Raw genomic sequence first — 22,636 nt, 5'->3', positions numbered from 1 at the left:
TGATCAGGTACCGAAGGAGGAAATGAGGCCGGATGAAGCCTGGGATTGGATCATTCCTGCTCCTTCAACTTCTGCAGGAGTTCCAGAAACCGATCGGGAATGTCCACAGTGGCGTCTTGGTCATAAACCCTCTTGAGGTTCTCATCGATCTGTTTTTCCACTGCCGCTCTCCGACGGTCGTCTTTCTTGGTTGTCATATTAGTGTCAGTCCCGACAATCTTGTGCGCACACCATGCAACCGATAGGCGGTTCAGTTGGTTCCTTGCAATACGCGAATTAAGAGGACTGTGTAATGACTGTTGCCGATCTGGCCCAAAACATCGGGCGCGAGCTTCCATTCCTGCGTCGCTACGCCCGCGCCCTGACCGGCAGCCAAACTGCGGGCGACAACTATGCCGCCGCGACGCTGGAGGCGATTCTCTCGGATCGCAGCGTTCTGGACGGTGAGGACGATCTGCGGATCGCCCTGTTCAAGACCTTCCACGCCATCTGGCAAAGCTCGGGCCAGCCCGTGGAAGAGGCCGAGATGTCGGTGCGCGAGCGACGCGCCCAGGATCACCTGCGCGGCCTGACGCCGAACTCGCGCGAGGCGCTGCTCTTGCGGACCATCGAGGAGCTGCGCACCGACCAGATCGCGCGCGTCATGCAGATCGACGCGGCCGAAGCCGAGGAGTTGGTCCAGATCGCGCTGAACGAGATGGGCAGCACCCTGCGCGGCAAGGTCATGGTGATCGAGGACGAGATGATCATCGCCATGGACCTGAAGGGTATCGTGCAGGCGATGGGTCACGAGGTGACGGGCGTCGCCCGGACCCATACCGCCGCGATCGAACTGGCCGGCAAGTCGCGTCCCGACCTGATCCTGGCCGACATCCAGCTGGCCGATGGATCATCCGGCGTTGATGCAGTGAACGAGCTGCTGTCCAGCATGGGCGACATCCCGGTGATCTTCATCACCGCCTTCCCGGAACGGCTGCTGACAGGCGACCGGCCCGAGCCGGCCTTCCTGATCTCGAAGCCCTACAGCGAAGAACAGGTCCGCTCGGCCGTCAGCCAGGCGATGTTCTTTGCTTCGACCGAGGGACTCGAGGTCTGATCGAACAGCGGGGGCCAGAAAGCCCCCGCTAACCCGACTTTTCGGCAAGCAGCTGGTCGAAGCCGCGCCGCGCCTCGCGTGCGGCGCGCAGGCGGCGGCGGCGCGCCAGTTCGACGTTGATCAGCGCGCCCAGCAGTACCGAAAAGCCCGCGAGGTAGAACCACATCAGCAGCGCCACCACCGTTCCGATCGACCCATAGATCCGGTTGTAGCTGTTGAAGCTGCCTAGATAGGCCGAGAAGGCGATAGATCCCGCCGACCATAGCAGGGCAGCAAAGAGCGCCCCCCAGGTGAAGATCGGCGTCCGCGGCGTCTTCACGTTCGGGCCATAGCGATAGAGGATGCCGATGGTCAGGATGACCAGCAGGAACATCCCGCCCCAGGGCAGGGCCGTCACCAGAAGCGACCTGACGGGCGCCACGACGAAGAAGTTCAGCAGGACGGGGACGATGACGATGGTCGCCAGCCCGGCGATCGAGATTCCGACGATCACCAGCGTCAGGCCGTAGGCCAGCAGGAATCCGAAGATCGTGGAATGCGACCGGACGCCGTAGGCCGAGTTCAGCCCCCTGATCAGCGCATCCACGCCCGCCCGTGCCGCGATCGTGGCGATCAGGAACGAAATGAACGACGTCCACCCGATCGACGTCTGGCCGTTCTGCGTCAGCGAGGTCACCTGATCATCGACGATGTCGGAGGCACCGGTGGGCATGAATTCGTGCGCAACGTCGAGGTAGGTCATCACCACCGACGGGTCGAACCACAGGCTCCACAGCGCGATGATGGCGGCAAGGCCGGGAAAGACGGCGAACATCGCGTAGAAGGCGACGCCAGCTGCGATCAGCGGCATGTGCGTCTTGTCCATCCGGTCGAAGACGGCGCCCCAGAATGCCAAGGTGTCGTGAAACCAATTCGGCATGCCGCCCCGCATCTCGTTTGGGACAGAATGGAGCCCGTCGCCGCCCGGTGCAAGACCGGCGTCCGGTTCAGGCGTAGCGGGTCCAGACGGCGGCCTCGCCAAGCGTCGCGACAAAGGCGGCATGTGCCTCGGCCTCGACCGGGGTGAGACGGGGTGGCAGCGGCCGGGGCCGGGTGGCGCGCCGGTGCATCGTGCCGTCTGCGGCCTGTGCCTGCCCGGCGCCGCGGCTGGGTCCGTCCAGGACCAGGTCGGGCTGGCGGCCGCCGATCAGTTCCAGGTAAACCTCTGCCAGCAGCTCGCTGTCCAGAAGCGCCCCGTGGAGGTCGCGCCCCGAATTGTCGACGCCGAACCGGCGGCAAAGCGCATCGAGAGTCGCCGGAGAGCCGGGAAACTTCTCGCGCGCCAGCATCAGCGTATCCAGTGCCCGCGACGGCGGAAGGACTGGATAGCCGGCGCGGCGCAACTCGGCGTTGAGGAATTTCATGTCGAAGCTGGCATTGTGGATCACCAGCTTTGCGTCCGTCCCGATGAAATCGATGAACCCGGTCGCCACCTCGGCAAAGAGGGGCTTGTCGCGCAGGAAGTCGTCGCCCAGCCCGTGAACGTCGAAGGCTTCCTTCGGCATAGGGCGTTCAGGGTTGACGTAGACGTGGTAGGTGCGGCCCGTCGGAAGATGGTTCACCAGTTCCAGCGCGCCGATTTCCACAATGCGGTCGGCGCCCTCGGCGTCGAAGCCGGTGGTTTCGGTATCGAGAACGATCTCACGCATTCGGGATGACCTCTTTGATGATGCGGGCAACAGCCTGGCGCGCGCCTTCCACGGTATCGGTCGGGATGATCCAATCGGCGCGGGCTCGTTTTTCCACATCCGGCATCTGCCGTGCAAGGATCAAACGCAGCGTCTCGGGTGTCATGCCGGGGCGGGCCAGCACCCGCGCCGCCTGCGTTTCCGCATCGGTCGAGACGACCGCGATCCCATCAACGTCAGGAGCGGCGGCGATTTCGAACAGCAGCGGGATATCCAGCACCACAAGCGGAGTGTCGTGGTGGCGGGACAAGAACGACTGGCGGTCTTCTGCGACCAGCGGGTGGACGATCCGTTCCAGCCTCGCCAGCGCAGTCGGGTCCTTGCGGATTGCCAATTTCAGGGCGTCGCGGTCGATGGCGTTATCCCGCAGGGTATCGGGAAAGGCGTCGGCAACCGGTTCGACGGCCGCACCGCCGACCCCATAGAGCCGGTGGACCGACTGGTCAGCGTCCCAGACGGGGTGGCCAAGGTCGCGGAAGATCTGCGCCGTCGTCGATTTGCCCATGCCGATGCTACCGGTCAGGCCAAGGCGGAACGTCATCCGAGCGCGACCCGCCGCGCCTCTTCGTCGACATCGGGGCGATGGCCGAACCAGCGTTCGAAGCCGGGGGCTGCCTGGTGCAGCAGCATGCCCAACCCGTCGACGACATGGCAGCCACGGGCCTGAGCCTCTGCCAGGAAGGGCGTCATCAGCGGGGTATAGACGAGGTCGGTCACGACAGCGCCGGGCGACAGCGCGTCGAGAGGGATGCGCAAAGGCTGCTTTCCCTCCATCCCCAGCGAGGTGGCGTTGACTACGGTCGTGGCACCTTCCACCATGTTGCCGGCCTGCGCCCAGTCATAAACCACCAGCCGGGCACCGAACTCGGCCTTGATCTGTTCCGCGCGCAACCGCGTCCTGTTCGTGATCCGCAACTCGCTGACGCCGCTGTCCAGAAGGGAGGCGACGACGGCCCGGGCCGCGCCGCCGGCGCCGATCACCGCGGCGGTTGCGTGGTCGGGCGTCCAGTCGGGCGCATTCTGGCGCAGGTTGGCGACGAAGCCATAGCCGTCGGTGTTGTCGGCATGGATCTTGCCGTCGGGGCGGAAGATCAGCGTGTTGGCCGCACCGATCAGCGCGGCCCGGTCGGTGACGGTATCGGCCAGCGTCAGGACAGCCTCTTTGTGGGGGATCGTGACATTGGCGCCGACGAAGCCCATGCGCGGCATGACGCGAAGAACCTCGGCCAGGTGTTCGGGCATCACGGGAACGGGGACGTAGTGTCCTGGCAGCCCGTAACGCGCCAGCCAATGCCCGTGAAGGCGCGGCGATCTGGAATGCACGATCGGCATTCCGATGACGCCTGCAAGGGGCGCATGTGCGATCTGGCTGGCGGGAAGGTCGGCGGTCATCGGACTTTCTGGCTGGCTGCAATTTCGATCAGCCTAGGCCGAGTGCGGCGGCGAAGAAAGATCCCGTGACGACATCGGCCGCTGGCTGTGGCCGATGCGGCTCAACCCCTTGGACGGCAAGCCTGTGGACAATCCGCTGGGGGAATCGGGGCCGAGTTTGGGTGCAACTGCGTCAAGGGTCTTCAAGGGCAGGATTCGGCCACAGAACAGGACGGGAACGACACGTGTTTGTTCACATCTGGACAAGTCCGAAGCGTTATCCGAACCATCTGTGGAGAACTTGGATGCAGGATCATTATCCGCAAAGTTATCCCCATTACATCTAGATGTTAACAAACGGTTTTACAGACCTGACACTAATTTTCCCCTTCGTTATCCACAGTCCCTGATTCTGCGGAGATTCCAGTGAACAGAGTCCTTGTCCCGCTATCCACAGCGCCTACTACAACTACATTCCTTTCATTCTTCTTTTTATTTAAGGGGGAGGAAACGAGGTTCCCGATGCTCGACTGGCTTTTGCTGATCTATCCGTACGTGAAAGCGTTCCACGTGATGGCGGTTATTTCCTGGATGGCAGGGGCTTTCTATCTGCCCCGGCTGTTCGTCTATCATGCCGAACGTCCTGCACAGGCAGGCGAGCCGACGCGCAGTTTCGTGATCATGGAAGACAAGCTTCTGCGCCTGATCATGAATCCAGCGATGATCGCGACCTGGATCAGTGGGCTGACGCTTGTTCTGACGCCGGGTATCGTCGACTGGTCGCTGACTTGGCCCTGGGTCAAGGCCGGCGCGGTGATCGCGATGAGCTGGTTTCACATATGGTGCGCCCGAGAGCGGCGCCAGCTGGCCGGAGGACAGGGCAGGGCGGGACGCAGCTATCGGATGATGAACGAGATGCCGACGATCCTGATGATCGCTATCGTGTCGGCCGTCATCGTCAAGTTCTAATCGAAATATTGACTCGGGACAGTCCGCGCCTTACATGCGCGGCAACCCCGCCCGTCCGGTGCGGGATTCTCCGAACAGAACTTATTCGCTACCCGATCCGTCGTGTGGCTGAAAGCATGCGCCGATATGACCGAAGAACGCCTCAACCTGTCCGACCTCAAGGCGAAAAGCCCCGCCGACCTTCTGTCCATGGCAGAGGAATGGGAGATCGAGAACGCCTCGACCATGCGCAAGGGCGAGATGATGTACTCGATCCTCAAGGAGCATGCCGAAGAGGGGTGGGATATCGGCGGTGATGGCGTGCTGGAGGTGGTCCAGGACGGCTTCGGCTTCCTGCGGTCGACCGAGGCCAACTATCTTCCCGGTCCCGACGACATCTATGTCAGCCCCGACATGATCCGGCAGCACTCTCTGCGGACGGGCGACACTGTCGAGGGCGTCATCCGTGCGCCCGGAGAGAATGAGCGTTATTTTGCGTTGACGCGGGTCGAGCGTATCAATTTCGAAGATCCGGAAAAGGCGCGGCACAAGGTGGCGTTCGACAACCTCACGCCGCTTTATCCTGACGAGCGGCTGAAGATGGAGATCGAGGATCCGACCATCAAGGATCGCAGCGCGCGGATCATCGACCTGGTGTCGCCGATCGGCAAGGGCCAGCGGTCGCTGATCGTCGCGCCGCCGCGGACCGGCAAGACGGTGCTGCTGCAGAACATCGCCCATTCGATCGAGCGCAATCATCCGGAATGCTATCTAATCGTCCTGCTGATCGACGAGCGTCCCGAGGAGGTGACCGACATGCAGCGCAGCGTGCGCGGCGAAGTCGTGTCGTCGACCTTCGATGAACCTGCAAGCCGGCACGTCGCCGTGTCCGAGATGGTGATCGAGAAGGCGAAGCGTCTGGTCGAGCACAAACGAGATGTAGTGATTTTGCTTGATTCGATCACAAGACTCGGTAGGGCTTTCAATACCGTGGTGCCTAGCTCGGGCAAGGTTTTGACGGGCGGCGTCGATGCGAACGCCCTGCAGCGGCCGAAGCGCTTTTTCGGTGCAGCACGAAATATCGAGGAGGGCGGCAGCCTGACGATCATCGCCACTGCGCTGATCGACACCGGGTCGCGTATGGACGAAGTTATCTTCGAAGAGTTCAAGGGGACCGGTAACAGCGAAATCGTGCTCGACCGGAAGGTGGCGGACAAGCGGGTCTTCCCTGCGATGGACATCCTCAAGTCCGGGACGCGAAAGGAAGAACTGCTGGTCGACAGTCGCGACCTGCAGAAGACTTATCTGCTGCGCCGCATCCTGAACCCGATGGGCACGACCGATGCCGTCGAGTTCTTGATCTCGAAGATGAAGCAGACCAAGACCAACTCGGAATTCTTCGATTCGATGAACGCCTGACGGAGTCGACATGGACCTGATATACGCAGAAGCCACCCCGCCAGGGCGGGGGGGCGTTTCCGTCATTCGGTTGAGTGGCGACGGTGCCAGACAGGCTGCCGAAGCATATGTGGGACCCTTGCCGGTTGCCCGAATGGCTTATCTGCGCGACCTCGTCGACGCTGGCGAAATCATCGATCAGGTCCTTGCGCTTCGCTTTGACGCTGGCGCGAGCTTTACAGGCGAGGAAGTGGTGGAGCTTCATCTTCATGGTGCTCCTGTTGTTGTTCGTCGCGTTGAGGACGCCCTACTGCGCGCGGGTGCGCGGCACGCGGATGCGGGTGAATTCACGAAGCGGGCCTTCCTGAATGGCCGCATGGACCTGTCCGAGATCGAAGGCCTTGGTGATCTGCTTGCTGCTGAAACAGAGAGCCAGCGAAAGCTTGCAATTCGGGCCGCCGGCGGAGAACTTGCCAAGAAAGCTGCCCTTTGGCGATCTTTGTTGATCGAGGCAGGAGCATTGGTCGCCGTAAGTGTCGACTTCGCTGACGAAGACGTTCCGGACGAGGTTCCGTCCCGCGCTTTCGAGTTGATAGATGAGGTTCGACTGCTTCTGCAGCAAGAGGTAGACGGGTTTTCGGCTGCAGAACAGATCAGGAAAGGGTTCGAGGTTGCCATCGTCGGACCGCCGAACGCCGGAAAATCGAGTCTCTTGAACCGGTTGGCCAAAAGGGATGTAGCGATCGTATCCGACCGCGCGGGAACGACCCGAGACGTGTTGGAACTTCGGACGGATCTCAAAGGCTTGGCTGTGACATTTTTAGATACCGCCGGGTTGCGTGAAGCCACTGACGATGATGTCGAAGTGATAGGTATACAGCGCGCACGTGACCGTGCAGCCGCAGCAGATTTACGGATCCACCTGTCTGATAGCGGGCAGACGGATCTGGGAGTCTGGTACGACGGAGACCTTGTCGTTCAAGGACGCGCGGATCTCAACGTCATCCACCACAAGATCGCTATTTCTGCAGTTACGGGGACCGGCGTCCAAAGGCTGCTGGATCAGGTGTTCGAGATCCTTAGTCAACGCGCGGCTGGTGCAGGTTTGGTAAGCCACATGCGTCAGAGACTCGAAATTGAACAGGCCATATCCGATTTAAACATCGGTGACGATAATTCGGCCGAAGTTGTTGCCGAGGCCCTTCGACAAACCGGAGTTGCTCTTGATAGGTTGATTGGCAGGATTGAAGTTGAGGACTATCTAGATAAAATATTTTCTTCTTTCTGCATCGGAAAGTGAGGATGTTCCACGTGAAACATTGTGATGTGATCGTTGTAGGTGCAGGGCACGCCGGTTTAGAAGCGGCGACGGCCGCAGCGCGCATGGGCTGTTCTGTGGCTCTCTTGACGATGCGGGAGAGCGACATCGGAACGTTGTCCTGTAACCCGGCAATCGGCGGCTTGGGCAAGGGTCATCTTGTCCGAGAGATTGACGCACTTGATGGTGTCATGGGACGGCTTGCCGACGAAGCAGGTATCCAGTTTCGGTTGCTGAACCGCCGTAAAGGGCCCGCAGTGCAAGGACCTCGAGCGCAAATCGATCGCGCACTTTATGGCGCCGCCGCTAGGAGATTGCTTGCTGATTATCAGGGGATCGAGCTTCATCTTTGCGAGGTGACAGGCTTGGCGATGGACCAAGGGAGGGTCGTGGGGGTTAATACCGCGCGTGGAGAGACCTTCTGTTGTAGGGCCGTCATCCTGACCACGGGAACTTTCTTGAATGGCATGATCCATATCGGCGATGCGACACGTCCTGCAGGAAGATGGGGTGACGCAACATCAAAGAGCTTGGCACGCGATCTAGAGGACCTTGCTCTTCCGTTGGGCAGGCTAAAAACGGGCACGCCGCCTCGTCTAGATGGACGAACCATCGCTTGGCACCTGCTGTCAGAGCAGCGAGGCGATGAAGAGCCGGTGATGTTCTCGTATCTCAACGTAGCGCCTCGCGCTCAGCAAGTCTCCTGCGGGATCACTGAGACCAACGAGCGCACGCACGCCATCATCCGCGGGAACTTAAGCCGTTCTGCGATGTACGGAGGTCAGATCACAGGCCGAGGTCCGCGGTATTGTCCTTCTATAGAGGACAAGGTGACAAGGTTTGCTGATAAGTCGTCGCACCAGATATTCCTCGAGCCGGAAGGGCTTCATGATCACACTGTTTACCCCAACGGTATATCGACTTCGCTTCCGCCAGATGTGCAGGAGGCGTATGTCCGATCAATAAAGGGGCTCGAAGATTCAGTTCTTTTGCAGCCAGGGTACGCTGTAGAATATGACTATGTTGACCCAACGGCGCTGGACGCAACACTCGCTGTCAAAAATTTGACCGGCTTCTATCTTGCAGGGCAAATCAATGGAACGACAGGATATGAGGAAGCTGCAGCGCAAGGTATAGTTGCGGGTATCAATGCTGCGCTCTTCGCCAAGGGTGCGGAACCGGTGGCGTTTAGCCGAACCGAGAGCTATATCGGCGTTCTGATTGATGACCTGGTTACACGTGGAGTGACGGAACCCTACCGAATGTTCACATCACGCGCCGAATTTCGCCTGTCCCTCAGAGCTGACAACGCGGACCAACGACTGACACAGAAAGGCTTTGCCCTAGGTGTTGTAGGAGAGGCACGTTATGATCATTTTGCGACGCGGCAGCAGGCATACGTCGCCGCACGGTCATCCCTGTCCGCAAAACGGTTCTCCCCAAACGAGTTGCGCGCGTCAGGAGTTGAAGTTCGTCTTGATGGTCACATGAGAGATGGTTTTAGCTTGCTGGGGTATCAGAGTATTACGAACAACCAACTCACAAAGCTTCTCCCGGAACTTGATCTCATCTCTGCGACAACCAGAATTCAGCTGAATAATGACGCGCTATATCATCAGTATACGCACCGCCAAGAGAAGGACGTTGCTCGCATCAAGGAGAATGAGTCAGTTTCACTGGTAGATGTTGATTATTCCAAGTTGTCGAGCCTTTCGGGAGAACTTCTAGAGAAGTTGACACGGCGTCGTCCCTCGACGCTTGCAGAGGCGGCGGGAATTGAGGGCATGACGCCTGCTGCACTTACCTTGCTTGTTATAGCAGCTGGTATGCGGCGGCGAGCATGACTTTTGTTTCACGTGAAACACAAAGTCTGCTTCAGCGATATCTAGAGTTGCTGGAGAAGTGGAATGCCCGGATCAACCTTGTCTCTCCGCGTTCCTTGGTGGACGCCGGGCAGAGGCACATCCGAGACTGTCTTCAAGTAGCGGAAGTTGCGTCAGATGTTTCGGGACACTGGGTAGACCTTGGGAGTGGGGGCGGTTTGCCTGGGCTCATTCTTGCTATCGCACTAGCTGAAGCTGATCTTAGCTTCACCCTTATTGAAAGCGATCAACGCAAGGTTGCGTTCCTTCGAACGGTCGTGCGAGAGCTCGCCCTGACAAACACGGCAGTGATAGCTGAACGCATCGAGCACGCGCCGCCCCAAGAAGCTGATCATGTTTCTGCGCGGGCGCTGGCATCACTCGACCGTCTTCTTCCAATGGTGGAACGTCACCTAGCGCCGAACGGCACTGCATGGCTTATGAAGGGACGCAGTTGGGGCGCGGAATGTGCTTCCGCGAGGCATCAATGGCAGTTTGATCTTGAAGCGTTTCCAAGTAACACGGATGCTGATGCAGCAATATTGAAGATCAGCGGAGTCTCGGCCCATGGCTGAACAACATATCATAGCCATCGCAAATCAGAAGGGCGGAGTTGGCAAGACAACAACGGCAGTGAATCTAGGCGCAGCTCTGGCCGAATCCGGTATCCCTACTATCTTGGTAGATCTTGATCCGCAGGGTAACGCCTCGACAGGACTTGGCATCACCGCAGATGAGCGCCATTTTACAGTTTACGATCTTCTGACTGGCGAGGTCGATCTTTCTGTCGCGGCTGTCGAGACCGACATCGTAAATCTTCGGCTTGTCCCGTCGACCTCTGATCTGGCTTCCGCAGACGTGCAGCTTGCCCAAGCCCTTGACCGGACCCGCCTGCTGGAGAGGCAGTTGAAAGCTGCACCAGAAGGAACCGTGGTTCTTATTGACTGCCCACCGGCGTTGGGTCTGCTAACAGTCAACGCAATGGTTGCTGCTAGTAGCGTTCTGGTTCCTCTCCAAGCAGAATTTTATGCCTTGGAAGGACTTTCGCAGCTTCTTGCTACAGTCAAGCAAGTCCGTCAAAGCGCCAATCCGCGACTCCGGGTCAACGGAATACTTCTTACCATGTCCGACTACAGAAATAACTTGTCACAACAGGTCGAGGCCGACGCGCGGGAGACACTGGGCGATCTTGTTTATCCAACAGTCATCCCGCGCAACGTCCGGGTGTCAGAGGCTCCCTCGCATGCGCAGCCAGTTCTGGCCTATGATTCGAATTCTAAAGGAAGTATTGCTTACCGTAAGTTTGCGGCCGAATTCGCCGCTCGACTGAAGCTCGTGTCGGAGAATGCGTGATGTCGGAAATCAGGGCTGCGAAGCGTGGTTTGGGGCGTGGCCTCTCAGCCTTGATGGCTGAGATGGATATAGGAAGTGCTTCTTCGACAGAAACGGTCAAGGATCGAATGCTGATCCCGATTGAGCAGATAACGGCCAATCCCGATCAGCCTCGCCGGAACTTCGATGCTGATGCTCTGCAAGAGCTCGCGGCATCACTGAAGCAGCGCGGTGTTCTTCAACCCCTTATTGTCCGACCGCACCCGGCGGATGACGGGCTTTACCAGATCGTCGCAGGCGAACGCCGATGGCGAGCCGCTCAGATGGCGCAGCTGCACGAGATCCCGGTCATCGTCCGGCAGATGAGCGATACAGAGGTTCTTGAAGTCGCGATCATCGAAAACATCCAACGTGCCGACCTGAATGCCATCGAGGAGGCTGCCTCTTTTCGACAGCTGATGGATCGCTTCGGCCATACGCAAGAACGTCTTGCCGAAGCGCTGAATAAAAGCCGCAGCCACATCGCAAACCTTCTTCGCCTCCTGAACTTGCCAGAGCCTATCCAGGATATGGTCAAGGACGGAAAGCTGACGGCTGGTCATGCGCGAGCTTTGATCACCGCTCCGAATGCTGCTCAGCTGGCTCGGAGGGTCACAGAGAAAGGGCTGTCGGTTCGAGAAACCGAGAACATGGTGCGCAAGCTGGCGCAACCGCAGGATGCGCAGCCGAAGCCAACGCCGAAGAGCGGCGAAAAGGATGTCGACACAAGAGCCTTGGAGGCTGACTTGTCTGCTCATCTTAAGATGAAGGTGCAGATCAACCATCCGTCGTCTGGCGAAGGGCAATTAGTCATTTCCTATCGTGATCTTGACCAGCTGGATCATCTTTGCAAACTTCTCAGCGGGCAAGGCTGACACCTGATGTAGACTTCATCAGCGGGTTGACCACAAAACCTGCTATTTTTCAGGTCGCGTCACCAAGAATATTGCGACCGTGGCGCAGATTGCGGCCTGGGTAGCGACGACCCAAGGCGGCATTCCAGCCCACCATGACACTGCGACACCGACGCTCATCGCCAAGATTGCCCAGATCTTCGCTATCCGACCAACGGCGCCCCGTTCCTGCCAAGCGCGGACCGGTGGTCCGTAGGTAGGATGGTCGAGGATCTGTTGCTGCAAGGCCGGCGATGACTTGGCGAAGGCCCAGGCTGCGACCAGCAGGAACGGAACCGTCGGTATGACAGGAAGAGGTATCCCGATCATGGCAAGGACGGTGAACAGCCATCCAATGACCAGCCAAGCCCTGCGTCGCACGTCAGGCCGCCAGTTCGCGCAGAATCGCGTTCAGGACCGGGCGACCATCCGCAGTAGCCGCAATACGCCCGCCGCGCCGGACGATGACGCCAAATTCTTCCAGCGATCTCAACTTGCTTTCGTCGAGCCGGGAACCCGACAGGCGTTCCAGCCGGCCGCTGTCCACTCCCTCGCTCAACCGCATCGCCATCAGAAGGTATTCCGTTGCCTGTTCATCGCGCGGCACCAACGCCCGGGGCAACTCTCCCGTTCCTGCCGTCTCGACGGCCGTCAGCCATTGTCCAGGCAGCCGGTGCGCCTCGGTGGCGACTCGTCCGTTGGGCAGCGTCAATCGGCCATGAGCGCCGGGACCGACGGCAGCCCAATCGCCCTGCCGCCAGTAGACGAGGTTATGGCGGCTCTCTGCCCCTGGTCTGGCGTGGTTCGAGATCTCGTAGCCCGACATCCCTTCCGCATCGGAAATTTCTTGCGTGTCGGCGTACATATCTGCGGACAGATCCTCATCGGGAAGGTCTCGCAGCCTGCCTGCGTCCGCACGCGCGCCGAAGGCGGTGCCCGGTTCGATCGTCAACTGGTAAAGTGACAGGTGGTCGACCGCCATCGCCAGGGCCTCTCGCAATTCTGCCCGCCAAGCGGCGCGATCCTGACCTTGACGGGCATAGATCAGGTCGAAGCTGACCCTTGGGAACGCCTCTCGCGCGACGTCGAAGGCGGCTCGGGCCTCGGCGGTGCTGTGCATCCGACCAAGCCGGCGCAGGTCGTCGTCATTCAGCGCCTGAATGCCCATCGACAGCCGGTTCACGCCAGCCTCGGCAAAGCCGCGAAACCGGCCGCGTTCCACGCTTGTCGGATTGGCCTCCAGAGAGATCTCGATATCGTTGGCAAAGCCCCAGCCAGCCCGCGCCGCGCGAATGACGGCATCGACGGTCTCGGGCAGCATCAGCGACGGCGTCCCACCGCCAAAGAAGATGCTGCCCAAGTGGCGGTCGGGAATTTCGGCGGCCAGCCGCGCAACCTCGGCCGACAGGGCGTTCGCCCATCGCTGTTGGTCGATCCGATCCGTGACGTGGCTGTTGAAATCGCAATAGGGGCATTTGGCGGCGCAGAACGGCCAGTGGACATAAAGCCCGAACCCGCCCGCGCGCCATTCGTCGGACGCGGCCGCTGCGTCCGGCGCAAGGGTGGGGGCGCTACGCAAAGACGCTCTCGATCATTGCGGCGACAGCGCGCGCCCGATGGCTGAGGCTGTTCTTCAACTCGGACGGCATCTGCCCCAACGTGATGTCGTGGCCGTCCGGCTGGAAGATAGGGTCATAGCCGTGACCTTCCTCGCCGCGCGGCGGCCAGACGACCTTGCCCGGCAGGATTCCTTCGAAGACTTCGTCGTGACCGTCGGGCCACATCAGCACCAGCGTGCAGCGGAACTGCGCGCTGCGGGGCGCGGCCGCGTCAACGTCTTCAAGCTCTTGCCAGGCACGGGCCATTGCCATGGCAAAGTCGCGACCGTTGCCCGTCTCCGCCCAATCGGCGGTATGGACGCCGGGCGCACCGCCCAGGGCATCGATGCAGATGCCGCTGTCGTCAGCCAGCACGGGCAGGCCTGTCGCCTCGACGGCCGCGCGCGCCTTGATTCGCGCGTTGCCGACGAAGGTCGTCTCGGTTTCGGCCGGTTCGGCCAAGCCTGCGTCGGCGGCGCCGGTGACCTCGACCCCGTAGGGCGCAAGCAGCGCCCGCATCTCGGAAAGCTTCCCGCCGTTGTGGGTGGCGACCAGAAGCCGGCGGCCGTCGAAGCGTCTCATGCCACGGCGGCCTTCTGCGCGGCGACCAGGTCGGCCATCCCGGCCTCGGCCAGGTCCAGCAGTTGCCCCATCTCGTCACGAGAGAAGGTGGCGCCTTCAGCCGACATCTGCACCTCGATCAGCCGACCGGCGCCGGTCAGGACGAAGTTGCCGTCTGTGCCGGCTTCGCTGTCTTCGGCATAGTCCAGGTCCAGCAGCGGCTGGCCGCCATAGATCCCGCAGCTGACCGCCACGACATGGTCGACGATCGGATCGCTGGTCAGGGCCCCCGCCTTCAGCAGCTTGTTCACCGCCAGCCGCAGCGCGACCCAGCCCCCGGTGATGGAGGCGCAGCGTGTCCCGCCATCGGCCTGGATCACGTCGCAATCGATGCTGATCTGACGCTCGCCCAGGGCGCTGCGGTCGATGCCGGCCCGCAGGCTGCGGCCGATCAGGCGCTGGATTTCCTGCGTGCGGCCCGACTGCTTGCCTTGCGCGGCTTCGCGCCGGTTGCGGGTGTTGGTCGCGCGCGGCAGCATCCCGTATTCAGCAGTAACCCAGCCCAGCCCGGTGCCCTTGAGGAAGCGCGGCGGATTGTCTTCGATGGTGGCGGTGCACAGGACGTGCGTGTCGCCGCACTTGATCAGGCACGACCCCTCGGCGTGGCGCATCACCCCGGTTTCGATTGAAATCGGGCGCATTTGGCTTAGATTCCGGCCAGAAGGGCGCATGGTTCATCCTTTTCATGAGAGTGCCTGCCCAATACCGCCCGAGGGCACCGTCACGCAACCCCACGAGGCCCATGAGCCAGGAATCGCTGCTGAACGAACTGAACGACCGGTCCCGCGAAGTCTTTCGCCGGGTCGTCGAGTCATACCTGAACACCGGAGAGCCGGTCGGATCGCGGACGTTGACACGGGCGCTGTCGGAAAAGGTCAGCGCCGCCACGATCCGTAACGTGATGCAGGACCTGGAATTCATGGGACTTCTGGACAGCCCGCACGTGTCGGCCGGACGATTGCCGTCGCATCTGGGCCTGCGCCTGTTCGTCGACGGCATGATGGAGGTCGATGCGGTCAAACCCGACGACCGTGCCGCCATCGACCAGACCCTGGGCAACGATGACCCGGACACCGGCGTGCTGCTGGACCGGGTCAGCACGGCGCTATCCTCGATCACCCGGGGTGCCTCGCTGGTGCTGATGCCCAAGCACGAGGCCCCGATTCGCCACATCGAGTTCGTCAGCCTCGGGCCGGATCGCGCGCTGGTCGTGCTGGTCTTCGCCGACGGCCATGTCGAAAATCGCATCTTCACGCCGCCGCCCGGTCAGACGCCATCTTCGATGCGAGAGGCCGGTAACTTCCTCAACGCCATGGCCGAGGGCAAGACGCTGGCCGAACTGCGGGGGCACCTGGCCCAGCAGATCAGCACCCGCCGACGCGAACTGGACGTGCTGGCGGCCGAGCTGGTCGATTCCGGCATCGCCCTCTGGGGGGCCGAGGCCGCCGATCCAAGGCTGATCGTGCGCGGTCGCGCGAACCTCCTGGACAGCGAGTTGGCCGACCTGGATCGGATCCGCATCCTCTTTGACGATCTGGAACGCAAGCGCGACATCGTGGAATTTCTGGAGCTGGCCGAAAAGGGCGAAGGGGTCCGCATTTTCATCGGCTCCGAGAACAAGCTTTTTTCACTTTCGGGTTCCGCTCTGGTGGTTTCACCCTATATGAATGCCGACCGGAAAATTGTAGGCGCGGTGGGTGTCATCGGGCCGACCCGGCTGAATTACGGCCGGATCGTCCCGATCGTCGATTATACCGCGCAGCTGGTCGGGCGGGTGCTGTCCGGCCGGAAAGGATGAAATGAACATGACCGAGCAGAACGAACAGCCGATGGACGAATTCCTCGACGATCCCCTGGCCCGGCCCGAGGTCGACGATGAGGTCGCCCGCCTGATGGCAGAGCGGGACGAGTTGCGCGACAAGTGGATGCGCGCCTTGGCTGATGCCGAAAATGCGCGCAAGCGCGCGGACAAGGATCGCCGGGATGCCGAAAACTATGGCGGCTCGCGCCTGGCCCGCGACCTGCTGCCGGTTCACGATGCGCTGACCCGGGCACTGGATGCGGTCACCGACGATCAGCGCACCGCCGCGGCTGCCCTGATCGAAGGGGTGGAGCTGACGCTGCGCGAGCTGTCGAACGTCTTCACCAAGCACGGCATCGCGATCATCCGCCCTGAACCCGGGGAAAGGTTCGATCCGACCGTCCATGAGGCCATGTTCGAGGCGCCGGTCCCCGGCACCGTGGCCGGAAACATCATCCAGGTGATGGACAACGGTTTCCAGCTGCACGACCGCCTGCTGCGTCCCGCCAAGGTCGGCGTCTCGTCGACTCCGGCCAGCTGATCGGCCTTGGGCAGCCCGAAGTTCGACCGGGCTGCTACAACCTTCCGCCGACTTGCCGAATGTTCCTTGTGGCGCGACGTTAGGCCCTGTCCTGTCATGTGGAGGAGGGGGGCCATGACCAGCACTGACGGGGTGACCATTCACCCGGCCGTAGATCACGGCATAAAGCAAGCCAGCCCGGGATTCTCGGGCGGCGTACTCAGCTGCCATTGCACCAGCGACCCGGTGAGGGTCCGGGTCGGCGCCCAGACCGCGCACAACCACGTCTGCGGTTGTACCAAGTGCTGGAAGCCTGACGGTGCGGCCTTCAGCCAGATTGCCGTGGTTTCACGCGATGCGGTCGAAGTTGTGGACAACCGCGACAAGCTCGAGGTGGTGAACCCCGACGCACCGATCCAGCGCTACCGCTGCCGCGTCTGCGGCGTTCACATGTACGGCCGGATCGAGAACAAGGACCACCCGTTCTATGGCCTCGACTTCGTCCACACCGAGCTTTCGCCCGAGGATGGATGGTCGCCGCCCGAGTTCGCCGCCTTCGTCAGCTCGGTCATCGAGACCGGCGTCGACCCGTCCAGCATGGATGGCATCCGGGCGCGCCTGCGCGAGCTGGGGCTGGAGCCGTATGACGCGCTGTCGCCGCCATTAATGGACGCGATCGCGACTCATGTCGCCAAGCGATCCGGGGCACTTGCGGCTTGACCTGACCAGGCGCCGATTTCAAGAGACGCCAAGGGGCCGCGCCGTCGGCCCCTTGGTCCTGACCGAGAGCCCACCGAGGCGATAGGAGACAAGAGATGAGAACCCGTGCCGCAGTAGCCCTCGAGGCTGGCAAACCGCTGGAAGTGATGGAGGTCAACCTCGAAGGTCCGAAAGCTGGCGAAGTCCTGATCGAGATCAAGGCCACCGGCATCTGCCACACCGACGAATTCACCCGCTCGGGCGCGGACCCGGAAGGCATCTTCCCGTCGATCTTGGGCCACGAGGGCGCCGGCGTCGTGCTTGAAGTCGGCCCCGGCGTCACCTCGGTCAAGCCGGGCGACCACGTGATTCCGCTCTACACGCCGGAATGCCGCGAATGCGCGTCCTGCCTGTCGGGCAAGACCAACCTCTGCACGCGCATCCGCGCCACGCAGGGTCAGGGCCTGATGCCCGATGGAACCAGCCGCTTCAGCATGCTGGATGGCACGCCGATCTACCACTACATGGGCTGCTCAACCTTCGCGAACCACACGGTCCTGCCCGAAATTGCCGTGGCGAAGGTCCGCGAGGATGCCCCCTTCGACAAGATCTGCTATATCGGCTGCGGCGTGACCACCGGCATCGGCGCGGTGATCAACACCGCGAAGGTGGAAATCGGGGCCAAGGCGGTCGTGTTCGGCCTGGGCGGCATCGGTCTGAACGTGATCCAGGGCCTGCGCCTTGCAGGTGCCGACATGATCATCGGCGTCGACCTGAACAACGACAAGAAGGCCATGGCCGAGCGTTTCGGGATGACGCATTTCGTCAACCCCAAGGAAATCGACGGTGGCATCGTCCAGCACATCGTCGAGATGACGAAGACGCCCTTCGACCAGATCGGCGGCGCGGATTACAGCTTCGACGCGACCGGCAGCACCAAGGTGATGCGCGACGCGCTGGAATGCACCCACCGCGGATGGGGCCAGTCGGTCATCATCGGCGTGGCGGCGGCCGGTGCGGAAATTAGCACCCGTCCGTTCCAGCTGGTCACGGGCCGCGTCTGGAAGGGCACGGCCTTCGGTGGCGCCCGCGGCCGGACAGACGTGCCGAAGATCGTCGACTGGTACATGGACGGCAAGATCGAGATCGACCCGATGATCACCCACACCATGCCGCTGGACGACATCAACAAGGGCTTCGACCTGATGCACAGCGGAGAGTCGATCCGCTCGGTCGTCCTTTACTGATCCTTCACGGCTGCTTAGGTAAAAGAACGGCGGGGCTCCGGTCCCGCCGTCGGCATGAGAAAGAGCGAAGGAGCAGGCGCATGCGTCACCAGTGGCTGGACGATGACGACGACGAACCCGAAGAAGACGACCGTCGCCACAAGGAAGACGGCGGCCTTGGCCTGCCCGAGGGCGACAAGATCGGTAAGCTATACTTCAAGTCGCGCACGGTGATCGTCGCCGGTGCGATCAACGACAAGCTGGCACAGCGCACCGTCGCCCACCTTCTGGCCCTGGCCGAGGACAGCGATGCACCGATCAACATGCTGATCTCCTCGCCGGGCGGGCATGTCGAATCGGGTGACATGATCCATGACGTGATCAAGTTCATCCGGCCGTCCGTGCGCACCATCGGTTCCGGATGGGTGGCATCGGCGGGCGCGCTGATCTTCGTCGCGGCGAAGAAGGAAAACCGCTACTGCCTGCCCAACACGCGCTTCCTGATCCACCAGCCCTCGGGCGGGATCGGCGGCACGTCCTCGGACATGATGATCCAGGCGGAACAGGTGCGCCTGATGCGCGACCGCCTGAACCAGATATTCGCCGAAGCGACCGGGCAGTCGGTCGAGCGGATCGAGAAGGACACGCAGCGCGACTTTTGGCTGAACACGCAAGAGGCGCTGGACTATGGCCTGCTGGGCCAGGTCATCCGTGGCGTGGACGAACTGAAATGAGCGGGTTGGGCGGGGTGGCGATCCGCCCCGCCACCGCATCCGACCACGGGGCGATCTGGGACATCCTGCGCCCGGTCTACCGTGCCGGCGAAACCTACTGCATCCCCCGCGACATTGAACGTGACGAGGCGCTGGACGACTGGTTCGCCGCGCCGTTTTCCGTTTTCGTGGCCGAGATCGACAACCGCATCCTCGGCACAAGCCATGTCGGCGCCAACCGGCCGGCCGGCGGCTCTCATGTCGCCAACGCGTCCTTCGCGACGCACCCGGATGCCCGCGGCCGGGGCGTGGCCCGGGCCCTTGGCGGTCACGCAAAGGACTGGGCGATGTTGCAGGGCTTTCGCGCCATGCAGTTCAACTTCGTCGTCTCGACGAACGTGGATGCCGTCCATTTGTGGCAGAAGCTTGGTTTTGCCATTGTGGGCCGTCTGCCGGGTGCGTTTGTTCACCCCACCAGAGGGCCGGTCGATGCACTGGTCATGTTCCAGACCCTGAAGGGAGAGACGAATGAGCCTTGAAACCCTGTCCGAAACCCGCAGCTTCGGCGGCACGCAGGGCGTCTACCGCCACAAGTCGCAGGCGACCGGCACCGACATGACCTTCGCCGTCTTTCTGCCCGAACTGGCGCAGCACGGCCGGGTGCCGGTGCTGTGGTACCTGTCCGGTCTGACCTGCACACACGAGAACGCGATGACCAAGGCCGCTGCCCAGCAATGGTGCGACGAGGCCGGCATCGCCATCGTCTTCCCCGACACCTCGCCCCGCGGCGAGGGCGTGGCCAACGACGAGGCCTATGACCTGGGTCAGGGCGCGGGCTTCTATGTCAATGCCACGCAGGACCCGTGGAAGTCGCATTTCCAGATGTGGCACTATATCGTCCACGAATTGCCGGAACTGGTCGGCGACAACTTCGCGATTGATCGCGATGCAATGGGCATCACCGGCCATTCCATGGGCGGCCACGGTGCGCTGACCATCGCGATGACCCATCCGGACCGCTACAAGTCGGTATCGGCATTCTCGCCCATCGCGCATCCGAGCGAGTCGGACTGGGGGCGCAAGCAGTTGACAGCCTATCTGGGCGAGGATCGCGGCACTTGGCGCGCGCATGACGCGACCCTGCTGATGACCGAGCGGGGTTATCCCGGCGAGGTCCTGATCGACCAGGGCAGCTCGGACCAGTTCCTGGACCTTCTGAAACCCGAATCGCTGGCTCATGCCATGATGGCCCGTCGGCAACCCGGGCAGTTCCGGATGCAGCCGGGCTACGACCACAGCTACTTCTTCGTGCAGAGCTTCATTGCCGACCACGTCTTTTGGCACGCCGAACGGCTGGCCTGAGGACAATTGCCGGAAATTCCCGGACCACTTGCCGTTTGCCCATAAGACTTTAGGGGCATGCGGCATACGGCTCAATTGACGCGAAGGAATGCCCGACCAACACTCAGGAATGGGCCGCCGCAGGAGGAGGAAGCCTGCGGCGTTATAACCAGGGAGCGGAGGAGCATTCGATGAAACATCTCTTGAACAGCGCGGCTGTCGCGCTGCTGCTGACGGTGACGTCGGCGCATGCCAATGAAAGCGTCCTGACCGAAACGGCCAAACCGGAACAGTGGGCCATCCAGACCGGCAACTATGCAAACCAGCGCTATTCGGAACTCGACCAGATCACGCGCGACAACGTCGGCGACCTGCGGGTTGCGTGGAGTTTCTCGACGGGCGTTCTGCGCGGGCACGAGGGCGGACCCTTGGTCATCGGCGACATGATGTATGTCCACACGCCGTTCCCGAACAACATTTTCGCGCTGGACCTGTCGGACAACGGCCGAATCGTGTGGCGTCACACCCCGCAGCAGGACCCCGAGGTCATTGCGGTCATGTGCTGCGACACGGTCAACCGCGGCGTCGCCTATGCTGACGGGATGATCCTGACCCATCAGGCAGACACCACGCTGACGGCGCTGGACGCCATGACCGGCGAAGTGAAGTGGTCGGTGAAGACCGGCGATCCCACGATCGGCGAAACGAACACCGCGACCGTCATGCCGGTGGGCGACAAGGTCCTGGTCGGCGTGTCGGGGGGCGAATATGGCGTCCGCGGCCGGCTCACCGCCTACAACCTCGCCGACGGCACCGAGGTCTGGAAGGCCTATTCGACCGGCCCGGACGAGGAGATGCTGGTCAACCCCGAAACGACGATGCACCTGGGCGAGCCTGTCGGCGCCGACAGCTCGCTCAACAGCTGGGAAGGCGACCAGTGGAAGATCGGCGGCGGCTCGACCTGGGGCTGGTTCAGCTATGATCCGGACCTGAACCTGGTCTATTACGGCACCGGCAACCCGTCGACCTGGAACCCGTCGCAGCGTCCCGGCGACAACAAGTGGTCGATGACCATCATGGCACGCGACGCCGATACCGGCGAAGCGAAGTGGTTCTACCAGAAGACGCCCCATGACGAATGGGACTATGATGGCGTGAACGAGAACATCCTCGTCGACAAGGAAGTCGACGGGCAGATGCGCAAGCTGCTGGTGAACTTCGACCGTAACGGCTTTGCCTACACCCTGGACCGCGAGACCGGCGAGCTGCTGGTGGCCGAGAAGTTCGATCCGGCCGTGAACTGGGCGACCGAAGTCGACATGGACCCGCAGTCGGAAACCTATGGCCGTCCCCAGGTCGTCGCCGAATACTCGACCGCGCAGAACGGCGAAGACACCAACACCACCGGCGTCTGCCCGGCGGCACTTGGCACCAAGGACCAGCAGCCGGCGGCCTATTCGCCGAAGACGGGCCTCTTCTACGTTCCGACCAACCACGTCTGCATGGACTACGAGCCGTTCCGCGTCGCCTACACCGCGGGTCAGCCCTATGTCGGAGCAACCCTGTCGATGTACCCGGCGCCCGACAGCCACGGCGGTATGGGCAACTTCATCGCCTGGGATGCCGTCGCGGGCGAAATCAAGTGGTCGCTGCCCGAGCAGTTCTCGGTCTGGTCGGGTGCCTTGGCAACCGCTGGCGACGTGGTCTTCTACGGCACGCTCGAAGGCTATCTGAAGGCGGTCGATGCTGACACGGGCGAAGAACTCTACAGCTTCAAGACCCCGTCGGGCATCATCGGGAACGTGATGACCTACGTTCACGACGGCAAGCAGTATATCGGTGTCCTGTCGGGTGTCGGCGGCTGGGCCGGCATCGGCCTCGCGGCCGGTCTGACGAACCCGAACGACGGTCTTGGCGCCGTGGGCGGCTATGCTGCGCTCAGCGACTACACCGAACTGGGCGGTCAGCTGACCGTGTTCGAACTGCCGGGCGACGGCAACATGTCGGCGCAGCCCGCGTCGATGGAACAGCCGGCCGAAGGCGCGACTGAGGAGCCTGCCGCCGCTCCGGCGGAGGGTGAGGCCCCGGCTGAAGGCGCGACGAACGGCTAATACTTTCGTTCCGCTAGAGCGA

24 protein-coding genes and 1 pseudogene are annotated in these 22,636 nt (G+C 61.9%); 16 read left to right on the top strand and 9 right to left on the bottom strand.

Annotation, left to right across the window (positions count from 1 at the left end; genetic code table 11):
* Positions 1-50 precede the first annotated feature (50 nt).
* On the bottom strand, positions 51-197 hold the full coding sequence (locus tag OC159_RS11040) for a NepR family anti-sigma factor (protein WP_265501207.1): 147 nt from the start codon (positions 195-197) through the stop codon (positions 51-53).
* 95 nt (positions 198-292) lie between these two features.
* Here OC159_RS11040 and OC159_RS11035 point away from each other — a divergent pair, with 95 nt between their 5' ends.
* A complete protein-coding gene (locus OC159_RS11035; protein ID WP_265501206.1) occupies positions 293-1,096 on the top strand; it encodes a response regulator in 804 nt (267 codons plus the stop codon).
* 28 nt (positions 1,097-1,124) lie between these two features.
* On the opposite strand, the gene OC159_RS11030 is transcribed toward OC159_RS11035, so the two are convergent.
* The 4 genes from OC159_RS11030 to OC159_RS11015 all read right to left on the bottom strand — a co-directional run bounded on the left by OC159_RS11030 (position 1,125) and on the right by OC159_RS11015 (position 4,215).
* Positions 1,125-2,015: a YihY/virulence factor BrkB family protein gene (locus OC159_RS11030; RefSeq protein ID WP_265501205.1), complete on the bottom strand. Its 891-nt coding sequence runs from the start codon at positions 2,013-2,015 to the stop codon at positions 1,125-1,127.
* A gap of 67 nt (positions 2,016-2,082) precedes the next feature.
* Positions 2,083-2,784: a DNA polymerase III subunit epsilon gene (gene dnaQ, locus OC159_RS11025; RefSeq protein WP_265501204.1), complete on the bottom strand. Its 702-nt coding sequence runs from the start codon at positions 2,782-2,784 to the stop codon at positions 2,083-2,085.
* Positions 2,777-3,364: a dephospho-CoA kinase gene (gene coaE / locus OC159_RS11020; protein WP_265501203.1), complete on the bottom strand. Its 588-nt coding sequence runs from the start codon at positions 3,362-3,364 to the stop codon at positions 2,777-2,779. Before coaE ends, dnaQ begins: the two co-directional genes overlap by 8 nt.
* Entirely contained in the window at positions 3,361-4,215 is an 855-nt protein-coding gene (locus tag OC159_RS11015) for a shikimate dehydrogenase (RefSeq protein WP_265501202.1), read from the bottom strand. The genes coaE and OC159_RS11015 overlap by 4 nt, the downstream gene beginning before the upstream one ends.
* Positions 4,216-4,716: 501 nt before the next feature.
* On the opposite strand from OC159_RS11015, the gene OC159_RS11010 reads away from it, so the two are divergent.
* The 7 genes from OC159_RS11010 (at position 4,717) to OC159_RS10980 (ending at position 11,966) form a co-directional block, all read left to right on the top strand.
* A complete protein-coding gene (locus OC159_RS11010) occupies positions 4,717-5,163 on the top strand; it encodes a CopD family protein (protein ID WP_265501230.1) in 447 nt (148 codons plus the stop codon).
* Positions 5,164-5,289: 126 nt separating this feature from the next.
* Complete coding sequence (rho, locus tag OC159_RS11005; RefSeq protein ID WP_265501201.1) at positions 5,290-6,561, top strand: transcription termination factor Rho; 1,272 nt, start codon at positions 5,290-5,292, stop codon at positions 6,559-6,561.
* Between the two features lie 10 nt (positions 6,562-6,571).
* Entirely contained in the window at positions 6,572-7,840 is a 1,269-nt protein-coding gene (mnmE, locus tag OC159_RS11000) for a tRNA uridine-5-carboxymethylaminomethyl(34) synthesis GTPase MnmE (protein WP_265501200.1), read from the top strand.
* 2 nt (positions 7,841-7,842) lie between these two features.
* Positions 7,843-9,702 (top strand): tRNA uridine-5-carboxymethylaminomethyl(34) synthesis enzyme MnmG, encoded by a 1,860-nt coding sequence (gene mnmG, locus OC159_RS10995; RefSeq protein ID WP_265501199.1) that lies wholly within the window; start codon positions 7,843-7,845, stop codon positions 9,700-9,702.
* Positions 9,699-10,295: a 16S rRNA (guanine(527)-N(7))-methyltransferase RsmG gene (gene rsmG, locus OC159_RS10990; protein ID WP_265501198.1), complete on the top strand. Its 597-nt coding sequence runs from the start codon at positions 9,699-9,701 to the stop codon at positions 10,293-10,295. The genes mnmG and rsmG overlap by 4 nt, the downstream gene beginning before the upstream one ends.
* A complete protein-coding gene (locus OC159_RS10985; protein ID WP_265501197.1) occupies positions 10,288-11,073 on the top strand; it encodes a ParA family protein in 786 nt (261 codons plus the stop codon). Before rsmG ends, OC159_RS10985 begins: the two co-directional genes overlap by 8 nt.
* On the top strand, positions 11,073-11,966 hold the full coding sequence (locus OC159_RS10980) for a ParB/RepB/Spo0J family partition protein (protein ID WP_265501196.1): 894 nt from the start codon (positions 11,073-11,075) through the stop codon (positions 11,964-11,966). The genes OC159_RS10985 and OC159_RS10980 overlap by 1 nt, the downstream gene beginning before the upstream one ends.
* A gap of 42 nt (positions 11,967-12,008) precedes the next feature.
* Here the strand turns inward: OC159_RS10980 and OC159_RS10975 are convergent, their stop codons facing one another.
* The 4 genes from OC159_RS10975 to rph are packed head-to-tail and all read right to left on the bottom strand — an operon-like array spanning position 12,009 to position 14,874.
* Entirely contained in the window at positions 12,009-12,365 is a 357-nt protein-coding gene (locus tag OC159_RS10975) for a YbaN family protein (RefSeq protein ID WP_265501195.1), read from the bottom strand.
* 1 nt (position 12,366) lies between these two features.
* Positions 12,367-13,563 carry a radical SAM family heme chaperone HemW gene (hemW, locus tag OC159_RS10970; RefSeq protein ID WP_265501194.1) on the bottom strand — a complete coding sequence of 399 codons (1,197 nt, stop codon included), beginning with the start codon at positions 13,561-13,563 and terminating at the stop codon, positions 12,367-12,369.
* Positions 13,556-14,164, bottom strand: coding sequence for an RdgB/HAM1 family non-canonical purine NTP pyrophosphatase (gene rdgB, locus OC159_RS10965; protein ID WP_265501193.1), 609 nt, complete (start codon positions 14,162-14,164; stop codon positions 13,556-13,558). The genes hemW and rdgB overlap by 8 nt, the downstream gene beginning before the upstream one ends.
* Positions 14,161-14,874, bottom strand: a complete 714-nt coding sequence (gene rph, locus OC159_RS10960) for a ribonuclease PH (RefSeq protein WP_265501192.1) — start codon at positions 14,872-14,874, stop codon at positions 14,161-14,163. The genes rdgB and rph overlap by 4 nt, the downstream gene beginning before the upstream one ends.
* A gap of 71 nt (positions 14,875-14,945) precedes the next feature.
* On the opposite strand from rph, the gene hrcA reads away from it, so the two are divergent.
* From hrcA to OC159_RS10920, 8 genes and pseudogenes are all read left to right on the top strand, one after another.
* Entirely contained in the window at positions 14,946-16,001 is a 1,056-nt protein-coding gene (hrcA, locus tag OC159_RS10955; RefSeq protein WP_265501191.1) for a heat-inducible transcriptional repressor HrcA, read from the top strand.
* A 31-nt stretch (positions 16,002-16,032) separates the two neighbouring features.
* Positions 16,033-16,545 (top strand): nucleotide exchange factor GrpE, encoded by a 513-nt coding sequence (locus OC159_RS10950; RefSeq protein WP_407674099.1) that lies wholly within the window; start codon positions 16,033-16,035, stop codon positions 16,543-16,545.
* A gap of 114 nt (positions 16,546-16,659) precedes the next feature.
* Entirely contained in the window at positions 16,660-17,244 is a 585-nt protein-coding gene (gene gfa / locus OC159_RS10945; protein WP_265501189.1) for an S-(hydroxymethyl)glutathione synthase, read from the top strand.
* 95 nt (positions 17,245-17,339) lie between these two features.
* Positions 17,340-18,470 carry an S-(hydroxymethyl)glutathione dehydrogenase/class III alcohol dehydrogenase gene (locus OC159_RS10940; protein ID WP_265501188.1) on the top strand — a complete coding sequence of 377 codons (1,131 nt, stop codon included), beginning with the start codon at positions 17,340-17,342 and terminating at the stop codon, positions 18,468-18,470.
* 80 nt (positions 18,471-18,550) lie between these two features.
* Positions 18,551-19,183 carry an ATP-dependent Clp protease proteolytic subunit gene (locus OC159_RS10935; protein ID WP_265501187.1) on the top strand — a complete coding sequence of 211 codons (633 nt, stop codon included), beginning with the start codon at positions 18,551-18,553 and terminating at the stop codon, positions 19,181-19,183.
* Positions 19,180-19,701, top strand: coding sequence for a GNAT family N-acetyltransferase (locus OC159_RS10930; RefSeq protein ID WP_265501186.1), 522 nt, complete (start codon positions 19,180-19,182; stop codon positions 19,699-19,701). Before OC159_RS10935 ends, OC159_RS10930 begins: the two co-directional genes overlap by 4 nt.
* The gene (gene fghA, locus OC159_RS10925) at positions 19,691-20,524 is read left to right on the top strand and encodes an S-formylglutathione hydrolase (protein ID WP_265501185.1); all 834 of its coding nucleotides are present in this window, start codon (positions 19,691-19,693) and stop codon (positions 20,522-20,524) included. Before OC159_RS10930 ends, fghA begins: the two co-directional genes overlap by 11 nt.
* A gap of 170 nt (positions 20,525-20,694) precedes the next feature.
* Positions 20,695-22,491, top strand: a pseudogene (locus OC159_RS10920) (methanol/ethanol family PQQ-dependent dehydrogenase); the annotation flags it as partial.
* Positions 22,492-22,636: the final 145 nt, after the last annotated feature.

Source organism: Paracoccus beibuensis, assembly GCF_026162625.1.
Taxonomy (GTDB): Bacteria; Pseudomonadota; Alphaproteobacteria; order Rhodobacterales; family Rhodobacteraceae; genus Paracoccus; species Paracoccus beibuensis.
The sequence above is the reverse complement of the archived record's forward strand: the minus strand, read 5'-3'. Positions and strand labels throughout refer to the sequence as shown.

Excerpts from the sequence above, each read along its gene's own strand:
- OC159_RS11015 (WP_265501202.1), bottom strand. The coding sequence starts at position 4,215 with ATGACCGCCGACCTTCCCGCCAGCCAGATCGCACATGCGCCCCTTGCA.
- rsmG (WP_265501198.1), top strand. The coding sequence starts at position 9,699 with ATGACTTTTGTTTCACGTGAAACACAAAGTCTGCTTCAGCGATATCTA.
- rho (WP_265501201.1), top strand. The coding sequence starts at position 5,290 with ATGACCGAAGAACGCCTCAACCTGTCCGACCTCAAGGCGAAAAGCCCC.
- OC159_RS10980 (WP_265501196.1), top strand. The coding sequence starts at position 11,073 with ATGTCGGAAATCAGGGCTGCGAAGCGTGGTTTGGGGCGTGGCCTCTCA.
- OC159_RS11040 (WP_265501207.1), bottom strand. The coding sequence starts at position 197 with ATGACAACCAAGAAAGACGACCGTCGGAGAGCGGCAGTGGAAAAACAG.
- OC159_RS11030 (WP_265501205.1), bottom strand. The coding sequence starts at position 2,015 with ATGCCGAATTGGTTTCACGACACCTTGGCATTCTGGGGCGCCGTCTTC.
- OC159_RS10985 (WP_265501197.1), top strand. The coding sequence starts at position 10,288 with ATGGCTGAACAACATATCATAGCCATCGCAAATCAGAAGGGCGGAGTT.
- OC159_RS10950 (WP_407674099.1), top strand. The coding sequence starts at position 16,033 with ATGGACGAATTCCTCGACGATCCCCTGGCCCGGCCCGAGGTCGACGAT.
- OC159_RS10940 (WP_265501188.1), top strand. The coding sequence starts at position 17,340 with ATGAGAACCCGTGCCGCAGTAGCCCTCGAGGCTGGCAAACCGCTGGAA.
- rph (WP_265501192.1), bottom strand. The coding sequence starts at position 14,874 with ATGCGCCCTTCTGGCCGGAATCTAAGCCAAATGCGCCCGATTTCAATC.
- hrcA (WP_265501191.1), top strand. The coding sequence starts at position 14,946 with ATGAGCCAGGAATCGCTGCTGAACGAACTGAACGACCGGTCCCGCGAA.
- gfa (WP_265501189.1), top strand. The coding sequence starts at position 16,660 with ATGACCAGCACTGACGGGGTGACCATTCACCCGGCCGTAGATCACGGC.
- mnmE (WP_265501200.1), top strand. The coding sequence starts at position 6,572 with ATGGACCTGATATACGCAGAAGCCACCCCGCCAGGGCGGGGGGGCGTT.
- coaE (WP_265501203.1), bottom strand. The coding sequence starts at position 3,364 with ATGACGTTCCGCCTTGGCCTGACCGGTAGCATCGGCATGGGCAAATCG.
- OC159_RS11010 (WP_265501230.1), top strand. The coding sequence starts at position 4,717 with ATGCTCGACTGGCTTTTGCTGATCTATCCGTACGTGAAAGCGTTCCAC.
- OC159_RS10935 (WP_265501187.1), top strand. The coding sequence starts at position 18,551 with ATGCGTCACCAGTGGCTGGACGATGACGACGACGAACCCGAAGAAGAC.
- OC159_RS11035 (WP_265501206.1), top strand. The coding sequence starts at position 293 with ATGACTGTTGCCGATCTGGCCCAAAACATCGGGCGCGAGCTTCCATTC.
- dnaQ (WP_265501204.1), bottom strand. The coding sequence starts at position 2,784 with ATGCGTGAGATCGTTCTCGATACCGAAACCACCGGCTTCGACGCCGAG.
- OC159_RS10930 (WP_265501186.1), top strand. The coding sequence starts at position 19,180 with ATGAGCGGGTTGGGCGGGGTGGCGATCCGCCCCGCCACCGCATCCGAC.
- mnmG (WP_265501199.1), top strand. The coding sequence starts at position 7,843 with ATGTTCCACGTGAAACATTGTGATGTGATCGTTGTAGGTGCAGGGCAC.
- fghA (WP_265501185.1), top strand. The coding sequence starts at position 19,691 with ATGAGCCTTGAAACCCTGTCCGAAACCCGCAGCTTCGGCGGCACGCAG.
- rdgB (WP_265501193.1), bottom strand. The coding sequence starts at position 14,164 with ATGAGACGCTTCGACGGCCGCCGGCTTCTGGTCGCCACCCACAACGGC.